General features: G+C 50.8%; 8 protein-coding genes and 2 pseudogenes. 9 read left to right on the top strand and 1 reads right to left on the bottom strand.

All coding sequences use genetic code 11. From position 1 onward, the window contains the following. The 7 genes from BFL40_RS14435 to fliD form a co-directional block, all read left to right on the top strand. Nucleotides 1-660, top strand: a 660-nt coding sequence (locus BFL40_RS14435) for a response regulator (RefSeq protein WP_071484637.1), incomplete at its 5' end; no start/stop codon positions are given. Then, entirely contained in the window at nt 657-1,718 is a 1,062-nt protein-coding gene (locus BFL40_RS14430) for an ATP-binding protein (protein ID WP_071484636.1), read from the top strand. The genes BFL40_RS14435 and BFL40_RS14430, both read left to right, overlap by 4 nt. Nucleotides 1,719-2,418: 700 nt before the next feature. Continuing rightward, nucleotides 2,419-2,766, top strand: coding sequence for a hypothetical protein (locus BFL40_RS33745; protein ID WP_139213537.1), 348 nt, complete (start codon nt 2,419-2,421; stop codon nt 2,764-2,766). 166 nt (nt 2,767-2,932) lie between these two features. After that, entirely contained in the window at nt 2,933-3,679 is a 747-nt protein-coding gene (locus BFL40_RS14425) for a response regulator (RefSeq protein WP_071484635.1), read from the top strand. Nucleotides 3,680-4,236: 557 nt separating this feature from the next. Continuing rightward, a complete protein-coding gene (flgE, locus tag BFL40_RS14420) occupies nt 4,237-5,553 on the top strand; it encodes a flagellar hook protein FlgE (RefSeq protein ID WP_071484634.1) in 1,317 nt (438 codons plus the stop codon). 230 nt (nt 5,554-5,783) lie between these two features. Further along, entirely contained in the window at nt 5,784-7,214 is a 1,431-nt protein-coding gene (locus tag BFL40_RS14415) for a flagellin N-terminal helical domain-containing protein (RefSeq protein WP_071484633.1), read from the top strand. A 230-nt stretch (nt 7,215-7,444) separates the two neighbouring features. Continuing rightward, a complete protein-coding gene (gene fliD, locus BFL40_RS14410; RefSeq protein ID WP_071484632.1) occupies nt 7,445-8,845 on the top strand; it encodes a flagellar filament capping protein FliD in 1,401 nt (466 codons plus the stop codon). 85 nt (nt 8,846-8,930) lie between these two features. Here fliD and BFL40_RS33000 read toward each other — a convergent pair. Further along, a pseudogene (locus tag BFL40_RS33000) lies at nt 8,931-9,148 on the bottom strand (IS3 family transposase); the annotation flags it as partial. Nucleotides 9,149-9,326: 178 nt separating this feature from the next. On the opposite strand from BFL40_RS33000, the pseudogene tnpC reads away from it, so the two are divergent. Next, nucleotides 9,327-10,003: pseudogene (gene tnpC, locus BFL40_RS14405) on the top strand (IS66 family transposase); the annotation flags it as partial. Nucleotides 10,004-10,033: 30 nt separating this feature from the next. Further along, nucleotides 10,034-10,696: a DUF2625 domain-containing protein gene (locus BFL40_RS14400; RefSeq protein WP_071484631.1), complete on the top strand. Its 663-nt coding sequence runs from the start codon at nt 10,034-10,036 to the stop codon at nt 10,694-10,696. The last annotated feature ends 262 nt before the right edge of the window (nt 10,697-10,958 follow it).

Genomic DNA, 10,958 nt, shown 5'->3' with positions numbered 1-10,958 from the left:
ATCGCGGACATTCTGATTGCCTATCTCAAGCGCAGCGGTTTTCGCACCGCCCACGCGCTCGACGGACGACGCGCCCTGGAAATGCACCACACGCTCAAGCCGGACTTGGTGCTGCTGGATGTGCTGATGCCCCATGTGGACGGCTGGAAAGTGCTGGCCGAAGTGCGCCATCGCGGCAATACGCCAGTGATCATGCTCACGGCGCAGGACCAGGACCTGGACAAACTCATGGGCCTGCGCCTCGGCGCCGACGACTACATCGTCAAGCCATTCAACCCGGCAGAGGTCGTGGCCCGCACCCAAGCAGTGCTCAGGCGCTCCATCGCCAACAACGACCGAACCAGCCTCGCCATGATCCGGGTGGACGCATTTGAAATTGATATCGAAAGCCATGAAGTGACGGTGAACATTGCAGGCAAAAGCGTTGCCTTGGCGCTGACCGTCACGGAGTTCAGGTTGCTGGCCCAGTTGGCCAAGGCGCCGAAAAGGGTGTTCAGCCGCGCCGAACTGCTGGTCTTGTGCTCACCGGAAAGCGATAGCCTGGAACGTACGGTCGACAGTCACATCAGCAAATTACGTCGTAAGATTGAAGACCTTGGGTTGCAGGGCGTACCGACCAGTATCAGGGGCGTTGGCTACCGGTTTGGAAGTGTCGCTTGAAAATGCTCAGTGGTTTAAGCCGTCATATCATCATTTCGATGTCCGCAGTGGTGCTGTGCGTGATCGCATTAGCCGTTATTGGCTCTTATGTTTTTTATACATTGCTATGGGCGTACTGGCCGCTTCCAAACGAAGACGCGGATGATTGGTTGCCATCTAGCATTGAATGGGCGTGGATAGGTGTGACCACATGTGTCAGCTTGGCGATCGGATTGGTCGTCGCCATTAAGTTATCTCGACGAATTTTAATGCCCTTGAACTCTGTAGCCGAGAATCTGCGCAAGCTGGCAGATGGGGATTTAAATGTACAAGCTGTAGCTGGCGGCCAATCCATCGATGAGGCAACCATCCTGGTCGAGGACTTTAATAGCATGGCCAAGCGCTTGAAGCACATGGCGCACGAACAGGCGTTCTGGAATGCGGCGATCGCCCACGAACTGCGCACGCCCCTGACCATCTTGCGCGGCCGTCTGCAAGGGCTGGCCGAAGGCGTATTCGAGCCGGACACCGCGCAGTTCTACAGCCTGCTGGGCCAGGTAGAAGGCTTGACGCGCTTGATCGAGGATTTGCGCGTCGTTGGCCTGGCCGACAGCGGCTACCTTGAACTCAACCTCCTGGAAGCCGACTTGGCCACCGGCATTGAAGACGATGTGAGGTTGTTCGAGCCGAGCCTGGCGGCCGCCGGATTCGTGCTGCAACTGGACCTGCAACGTCGCACGATGCGGTGCGACCCCGCCAGGATCCGCCAGGCCCTGCTAGCCTTACTGGACAATATCCGCAGGCACGCGACACCGGGTAACGTCATCGTCCACTTGAGTACCCGCGATCGCATCAATTACCTGCGCGTGATAGATGACGGCCCCGGCATCGACGACGGCTTAGCCACGCATATATTCGACGCCTTCCAACGCGGCGAAAACTCCCGCTCCCGCGCCCAGGGAGGCAGCGGTCTGGGCCTGGCAGTGGTGCGCGCGATTGCGCTCGCCCATGGCGGGGCCGTGACCTGCCGGAAAATGGAAAACGGAGGCACACTGTTCGAACTCAGCTGGCACGCCTGATATAACCAGGTATCACAATATGCATCTTCTCTTGATACTCAAGAAAACCACCTGACATCGACTCTTCGCTTTATTGGGTACCAACGGTATTTGTATCGTGCTCAGAGCTGTCGCGCAAAATCTTCCAGCTCACACGGGTAGAAGTTGAAAAGCCCTGGTCACACTCAGATTATTTCAGCAATAGCTGTAGTGCTTTAACTGCGGCGCCCACCACTGACGTAAAGTATATGCTTTAGACTTATGTCAACCGCTATACAAACTCACGTCAACGCCTGCGTTACACCGCCCTTAATGATATCGCGCAAACCAATTCGCATTATTAGCGCAATGACAACAGTCAACAGGTCATGCCTGAGAGCACTTGCACAACCCGTAACGTTAACGACTGCAAGTATTGAAATTGAAGAGTGCCAGATCGATGAAGGGCATCAACATTATAAATATCTCAACTACACGATTAATTCATTATTCACACACACTTCCTCCACAAAGAAGGTGCAAGATCCGCAAAAATAACAAATCCACCGTTGGCTCAAGCGACTGCTAGCACAGTGGAAGATAGTTACACATTCGTCTGTCGCACACCGGTACACGAAAAAACTGACACGTCGACGTAAAGAGAAAGATGGGCACTGACAATTAATTTCAGGCATAAATTAAACCAGCGCACCCAAGACTTTAAGTCACCAGAGAAACAAACATGAATTTAATCACGCTAAAGCAGTTGCGAACCGCTGCCGAAAATGACGATGTCGACAATGTGGTTATCAAAGCTCAAGGTGGCATATTCGTCATCCAGATTCACACCCGAAATGGAGAAAACGCCACGCTCTCCAAAGCACGAAAAAGCGAGCTTCGTAACTTTACAAACTCAACTCAAGCCCTTGGCGTTCTTCATCAACTCGGATTGGCCTTGGGGCAGTTCGATATAGAATCATGGAACCCTAATGATAAGAGTGCCTGTAGAACCAGGCCTGATCGTACAAAAGCATTAAAGTTCTTACTTGAAGCGGCGAAAATTAACAACCCACCTCTTTACCGGCACTAGCGATGCAGCTCTCCATTAATGGACGCTAAGCACTGAACATTACATGCGTGCGTACCAAACCAGTCAAATTTAAGCGTCTCAACACAGATCAGATCATTAGAACTTCTATCCATCAAAAAAGTATGAACACACCCAAATCCTCCGTGAAATATTGACAGGACACGTCATGGACAAAACTGAACAGAGAGCCCAAGTAGTAGACACTCAAATGCTTGTGCTAATTGCTGACGTGGATCCTAAAATCACGGATATTTTGACCACTTATTTGAAACGAGCAGGCTTTCGAACGGCTCACGCTATTGATGGAAGTCGAGCCCTCGAAATGCATCGAACTCTCAAGCCTGCGCTTGTATTGCTAGATGTGCTGATACCCAAACTGGATGGCTGGATGGTCCTCACCGAGATTCGCAACCGAGGCAATACGCCGGTCATCATGTTCACTGCACAAGATCAAGAGATGGAAAAACTTTTAGCGCTTAGAATTGGTGCCGATGATTGTATTGTTAAGCCTTTTAATCCGGACGAAGTCGTCGCGCGCATTCAGGCAGTCCTACGGCGATACGTCGAGCATGGGAACATTAACGGGCAAAGTATTATTCGTGCAGGTGCGCTTGAAGTTAATGTAAAAAACCATGAAGTCATTGTACGCACCAACGGCATCAAATCTCATCTGGATTTAACAGTGACAGAGTTCAAATTACTGGCGCAACTGGCAAAGGTCCCGAAAAGAGTATATAGCCGATCGGAGCTGTTATCAAACTGCTGCCCTGAAAGTGAATGCCTGGAGCGGACAGTCGATAGCCATATGAGTAAGCTGCGTAAAAAAATTGAAGGTCTTGGAATTCGTGGTGTCCCGTTCAGTATTCGAGGCGTTGGCTATAGGCTTGGAAGGGCATGTGAAACTACTGAATAGCATGAGCAAGAAATATGACTTCAGTTTTCCCACCCGTATAGTCTGGCTGACCGGCACTTTAAGCTCGGCGAGCGAATTAAATAAAATCACAAAATACTTAAAACAGGTTACTACACACAAGTTTTGAAACGCTGCCACGCCCCCCAACCTGACTATACCTTTTATAGGCAAGGACACAAAAGGTGTGGAGGGGCGCCAATCCGAGCCCGACATCTCGAGCTCATGGCTAACGGCCAATTCAAGTTTAAGCAACGCGCGCTCTGATGCGCTCTTTTCCGTATCTTTTCATCATGATGAGTGTGCAAACCGGCATACCAACGCACTCACTTAAAGGCCCGACACTTCAAATAGCCTCCCTCAGCGAAATAAATGTTAAAAATCCATCGTCCGCACATAGAACCTCCAACGAAACCCCATACTCATTGTGCAAGCTTCCTACATACATCGTCGCCCGAACGATTTTTTGGCAAACAACGAGGGTGTTGTGGAAAGGACACTTATCTTTCCGAGATCAGCACCCCCTGCTTCGGACTGAAACGGTACTAGAAGGAATTGATATGTCTTTTAATATTGGCCTGAGCGGACTGCACGCATCCAGCAAGCAACTGGATGTGACAGGTAACAACATCGCGAACGTCGCCACCACAGGCTTCAAATCCTCCCGAGCTGAATTTGCAGACATATATGCGGCTTCGAAGCTGGGCAACAGTCAAAACCTCATCGGTAATGGCGTGAACTTGGCCACTGTATCACAGGCATTCACCCAGGGAGATATCAACGGTGGCCGTTCAACGTTAGACATGGCAATCAAGGGGATGGGGTTCTTTGTTCAGAAAGGTAGCGATGGCTCGCTGGAATACACTCGCAACGGTGCCTTCAAGTCGGATAAAGATGGCTATATCACCAACAACACAGGTACTTCGCGACTGCAAGGATACTTGGCAGATGCTAACGGTAAAATCATCAAAGGTGGACTCGCCGATTTGCAGATCAGTTTAACCGATCTGTCGCCCAAGGCCTCTACTCAGGTGGACTCTAGCAGCAACTTAAAATCCTCAGAAAAAGCGATCGACCAAGTAATTAAACCATTCAATCCAAACGACCCCAGCTCTTTTACTACCCAGTACAACACCACACTATATGATACGCAGGGCAATGCACACTCGATGGCGCAATACTTTGTGAAAACCAACGCTAACGAATGGGGGAGCTACACCCTCATTGATGGGCGCAACCCTAATGGCACCCCCGTCACGGGGCCTGGTGCATCCCCTCCTGTGGCATCGATTATAAAGTTCGACGCTACCGGAAAACTATCCAGTGTCATCACTGCTTCCGCACCACTGGCAAATAACAAATTGACTATTACCGATTGGAAGCCCGGCACCGTGGCCAATGGTGTGTGGAGCCCAAATGGCGCTGTCGCAAATCCAGGTGGTATTACCATCAACTTAGGAAGCATCACTCAGTACAACTCCGTAAGTTATCGGAGCCCACCGGTGACCGATGGATATGCGACGGGCAAGATTACCGGATTAAAAATTGACGCCAATGGTGTTTTGTTCGCGAACTTTAGTAACCAGCAAAGTAAAGCTATCGGCCAGCTGTCCTTGGCCACCTTTAATAATGAACAAGGCCTACAACCTGCCGGCGGAACAACTTGGAAAGAAACGTTTGCGTCTGGCCAGCCAGGTTACGACACGCCACAGAGCGGGACCTTGGGCTCAATCGTAGCGAATTCACTTGAAAACTCAAATGTTAATTTGACTAACGAACTGGTTGACCTGATCAAGGCGCAGAGCAACTACCAAGCAAACGCCAAGACTATTGCGGCTGAAAACACAGTCATAAAGACGCTACTGCAAATGACCTGATACCCCAGGTACATAACAGCACGCAAGGTAAGTACAGAGTTCTATAAAATAATTGCTTCGTATATTACCTGGTCGTTCCCGCTTATTTTTCGAGTGCGACACAAGTCAACCTCACAAAAATAGGTCGATCTTATTAGCAGCACTTTGATACCGAATCTTTTTAACAATGTCCGACTGTAGCTGAGGACAAATACCGCAGTATCTACATTAACGTCAACGAGGGTTTAATCATGGCTTTAACAGTGAACACTAATATTGCGTCACTCAGCACTCAGAATAACCTGAGTAAAGCTAACGGCAGTTTACAGACATCAATGCAGCGTCTGTCTTCCGGCCTGCGCATCAATAGCGCCAAAGACGACGCCGCTGGGCTACAAATTGCTAACCGACTGACCAGCCAAATCAATGGGCTGGGGCAAGCAGTGAAAAACGCGAACGATGGCATCTCAATTGCGCAAACTGCTGAAGGTGCAATGCAGGCGTCCACTGACATCCTACAAAAAATGCGAACCCTGGCTTTATCTTCTGCCACTGGCTCCCTGAGCGCCGAAGACCGTAAATCGAACAACGACGAATTTCAGGCGCTTACGTCGGAACTAACTCGTATTTCTCAGACCACTACTTTCGGCGGTCAGAAACTACTGGACGGTTCTTTCGGGACCAAGTCAATTCAGGTCGGCGCTAACGCCAATGAAAGCATCAATCTGAGCCTGGACAACGTGGCAGCCAACAACATTGGTTCGCAGCAAATTAAAAGCGTTGCCATCGTTCCAAGCACTGCTGGCGTTGCAGGCGGCGTCATCAACGTAACCGGTAACGGGCAGAGCGTTCCTGTAACTGTTGCTGCAGGTGCATCGGCTAAAACCATCGCAGCTCAGATGAATGGTGCTGTAGGCGGCTTGACTGCTACAGCGTCCACTGAAGCTCAGTTATCGGTAGGCGCTGCTGCTGCCTCCGCTCCTGCTGGCTTCACTCTAAAAGTCGGCACCCAATCTGTAGATTTCGTCGGTGTGGCTGACACTGCGGGTCTGGCTGATCAGTTGAAATCCAACGCCGCTAAATTGGGCATCAGCGTCAATTACGACCAGAGCAAAAACACTTTATCGGTCAAGTCTGATTCTGGTGAAACCCTGGAGTTTACCGCTGCCGATAAGAATGCCCCCGCTATAGGGGTCGACGTTAAGAACGGTGCAGGCGCGTACTCGGGTACCCCCACTGCGCTGGCTACTGGTTTGAAAGTGACAGGTCAGGTTTCTCTCGACTCAGCCAAAGGCTATGCATTGAATGGCGCTGGCGTTTCCGGACTGTTTGCAGCTGATAAAACGACTGCTGCTGCGTCAGTTAAAACCACTGTTGCCGATACCGATGTTACCAACACCACTAGCGCGCAAAACGCACTTTCCGTTATTGACAAGGCCATCAGCACTATAGATAGCGTTCGCTCGGGCTTGGGTGCCACTCAGAACCGTCTGACCACTACCGTCGACAACCTGCAGAATATTCAGAAGAACTCAACCGCCGCACGCTCTACCGTACAAGACACTGACTTCGCAGCTACAACAGCCGAGTTAACCAAGCAACAGACGTTGCAGTCAGCGGCTACAGCTATCCTGGCACAAGCAAACCAACTGCCAGCAGCTGTTCTTAAGCTACTTCAATAATGCCAGTGCTTAATAGCTAAACGTTTCATATTGAGGTGGAAGAGATGTTGACTGGCACTTAATGACAGCTCCGTCTCTTTCACCCGACTTAGATCGGGACACGACTAACCTTTCTTAAAATCAGCCACTACATCAATTGAAAGGGTCGCCCCAACTAATATTTCTTTAACCTTAGTTTCATGGTGCCTCGTCGAACGCGATAGAGGCTGTTGCTGACAAGGAGAAAAACCATGGCGGGTACAACCATTAGTGGTGTTGGCTCGGGTATCGATATACAAGCGATTGTGACATCTTTGGTGAACGCCGAGAAACTTCCAAAGCAGGACCAGATTAACACGCAGTCGAAAAATGTTGCCGCTACACTCTCATCAATCGGTAAAGTTAAAGCAGCATTGGATGCCTTTCGTGGCGCCTTGACTACTATGGGCAGCGACAACAGCTTTAGCGGTTTGACTGGCGCGTCATCGGATGAAAAAGTCGCCACAATGACATTGGGCACTGGCGCCACTAACGGAAAATTTTCGCTGATCGTTTCACAGTTAGCACAACCTTCGAAGTTATCGACAACGAACTTTGCAGGCGGAGAGACTACGGTCGTTAACAAAACAGATAAAACTACCACATTGACCATTTCGCAGTCAGGTAAGAATTTCGACCTCAGCATTCCTCCCGGTGCAACCCTGCAACGGGTACGGGACTCGATTAACGCGCAGTTTTCCAGCGTTGGATTAGGCGCCAACATCCTCACCGATTCAAACGGCTCCCGGTTAGTCCTGACATCAATCAATGGCGGAGTGGGCTCGGACATAACTATGTCGGGCAACTCGGTCATCAGCACTGGTTACAAAGTAATCAATTCACCACAGAATGCCAAATACACTATTGATGGGTTCACTTCCGAATCGAAGTCCAACAATATTAACGATGCCATTAGTGGCGTGAGCATTAAATTACTGACAACCTCGCCGCTGGTCAGCACTGGTGATACCTCCCCAAACGCGACTCGCACACCTTTAACTATTTCAATAGAGAGCAACACTTCCGCACTAAAGTCGGGGGTCAAGGGTTTTATTGATACGTACAACGCATTACTGAAGGTGATAAAAGCTGAAACTGCAGTGACCATCGATGCCGCGGGGCGCCCTGTAGCGGCGACCTTGTCTGGTGATACAACGATGCGCACATTACAATCAGTCATTCGCAAGGAGCTCAATTTATTATCGAGTACAGGGACACTCAAATCGCTGGCACAGTTTGGGGTCCTAACCGACAAGACGACTGGTTCGCTGTCTATAAATGATAAAAGTTGGAACAAAGCAATTCTAACCAATGCCGCCGATATCAGCAGTATATTTAATGGCAAGAGCGGCTTACTGGCACGCCTCTCGATAGCAACCGACATTTACGCCAAACCCACCACTGGAATACTAGCAGGCCGCTCGGACTCCTTATCCTACAAACTTAACGACCTTACCAAGCAACAGTCTACTTTAGACAAGCGTATAGCTGGACTACAGTCTAGTCTTACGAGTAAATATGCGGCAATGGACTCTCTCGTTGCTCAGCTACGCCAACAGAGCATTAATATGCTAGGAACGCTTAATGCCCTGAACAACAAATCAAACAGTTAGGGAAGATCTGAAGCATCCCTCGTTTTTATAATGGTTAACTAATCCCGGACACGACGTTAAGTTTTTTATCGGCCTGAGCCGGGGCAAACAGCAGTCCCTGAGGCCTGCCACGCTGCTCGTAGCCATGTCCAACGCGGTTTGCTCGACAACCAGGCAATGCCACTTCTCTTGAGCCCAGATGTAGGGATACCGCCACACCAGACCTGGTTGGGTGCTGGCACTTCAAACTCTCGACTCAAGATGCTCGGAGTATCCGGCCGCTCGACCGAGTGTCGCTTGTTTGTAGGCATATGATCCAGGTTGGTACTGGGTTTGCCTTGGCAGCGGGTCGGCGCGGGCGGCTCGATCACAGTGCTCTAGTACCTGCCATTAGCCTATCGGTTTATCGCCGCTGAACGCCTGCTCTGGCACAATCAACGGCATGACTTCCTCACCCAATCTCGACCAGATGACACCGGAACAGCTGCGCGCTTTGGCCGAACAGGCCGTGGTTTACGACTTCAGTCCAAGCCGAGCGGGCGAGCATGCGCGTAACTTCCTCGGTTCCTGGAACGGAAAATTGGTGTGCGACGACTTTGCTGGCTACAAAGCCGGGTTCGAGAAAGGCATGACCGAAATAGGCTGCATGGCTCACGCCCGCCGCAAGTTTTTCGATCTGCACGTCGCGAATAAAAGCCAGTTGGCCGAACAAGCACTGCACTCGATTGGCGGCTTGTACGAAATTGAACGCCAAGCGCGGGACATGAGCGATGAGGATCGCTGGCGAATACGCCAGGAAAAGGCAGCGCCGATAATCAAAACGCTGCATGACTGGATGTTAGCCCAGCGAGATCTGGTGCCCAATGGATCAAAGCGTTGGATTACAGCCTTAAACGCTAGGTAGTGCTGACGCGCTACCTGGACGATGGGGCTGTGCCCATCGACAACAACCAGGTTGAGAACCAGATACGGCCATGGGCACTCGAACGCTCGAACTGGTTGTTTGCCGGGTCGCTTCGCAGCGGCAAACGGGCAGCCGCGATCATGAGTCTGATCCGGTCGGCGCGCATGAATGGACATGATCCGTATGCCTATCTCAACGATGTACTGATGCGGCTGCCGATGCAACGGTCTAGCGAGATCGAACAGTTGCTGCCGCATCAGTGGGTGTCCGCCTAACTTAGAATTCTTGCTATCAAGGATTGGCTAATGAAATGCATAGAAGATTTGGTTGAAATTAATGACCCAGCCATGATTTCCATACGGGAGATGCTGGAGCAGGCCGACCGCCCCTACGACTTGCTTGCCCCCTCACCTCAAAACACCAGCGTCCTCCTACAGCTACAGGTAACGACCAAGTCGACTTTGGGGGCTATAGCATTTGAGACTGGCGGGATACTGATTGATCATGGCTGGCTTCGTATTCTTGGTTCAGGCCACCAAAAACTCACAAGAACCCTGGCGGGATGGAGCGAGGGACGGGCGCAAGGGCATCTGCTGGTGGCAGATGACGCGACAGGTGGATGCTTTTCCATCAACGGCGGCGGCTTGGGTGATGATGTGGGAGCGGTGTACTACTGGGCGCCCGATAATCTGCTTTGGGAGCCATTGGGCATCGGTTATACCGCCTTCTTAGAATGGGCTGTGAGCAATCGTACGGCGGCCTTCTATGAGGACCTACGTTGGGAATCCTGGCACGACGACATTCAGCGTGTGAGCGGTGATCAATGCGTGTCTTTCTACCCATTCCTATGGACACAAGAGGGCTCAGTGGCAATAAGCGCGCGCAGGGTTGTCAGCATGGCTGAACAGTATGATTTGAACTGCACATTAGCCGGCCAGTTGCAGGCCCCCGCGATCACGCCTAATTAAAGTAAGGTAGGCTGGCAGCGATTCAAAGTGGGCTGGTAACGCACAGACATTTAAAATGTTGAATGTGTAATTACCGGACGCTCACCATCAAAGACGACGCAAAGCCAATCAACCAGCTTTCGTGGCTGGTGGTGATTAAGGGAGGAGTTTGGATTGGCGGGTGCTTTCAGGTAATACGCGACGCGAAGAGTTCGGAGCTTCGGCTAGTTCGCGTCGTCGTTAGTGCCTAACACTTTTCGACCGCCCAAAACAAAACCCCTGT

The organism is Pseudomonas costantinii, from assembly GCF_001870435.1.
GTDB classification, from domain to species: Bacteria; Pseudomonadota; Gammaproteobacteria; order Pseudomonadales; family Pseudomonadaceae; genus Aquipseudomonas; species Aquipseudomonas costantinii.
This window is presented reverse-complemented; position numbering and strand designations above follow the sequence as displayed.

What these genes read in the sequence shown, in the direction of transcription:
- BFL40_RS33745 (WP_139213537.1), top strand. Translation starts at nt 2,419, where the DNA reads ATGAATTTAATCACGCTAAAGCAGTTGCGAACCGCTGCCGAAAATGAC.
- BFL40_RS14425 (WP_071484635.1), top strand. Translation starts at nt 2,933, where the DNA reads ATGGACAAAACTGAACAGAGAGCCCAAGTAGTAGACACTCAAATGCTT.
- flgE (WP_071484634.1), top strand. Translation starts at nt 4,237, where the DNA reads ATGTCTTTTAATATTGGCCTGAGCGGACTGCACGCATCCAGCAAGCAA.
- BFL40_RS14415 (WP_071484633.1), top strand. Translation starts at nt 5,784, where the DNA reads ATGGCTTTAACAGTGAACACTAATATTGCGTCACTCAGCACTCAGAAT.
- fliD (WP_071484632.1), top strand. Translation starts at nt 7,445, where the DNA reads ATGGCGGGTACAACCATTAGTGGTGTTGGCTCGGGTATCGATATACAA.
- BFL40_RS14400 (WP_071484631.1), top strand. Translation starts at nt 10,034, where the DNA reads ATGAAATGCATAGAAGATTTGGTTGAAATTAATGACCCAGCCATGATT.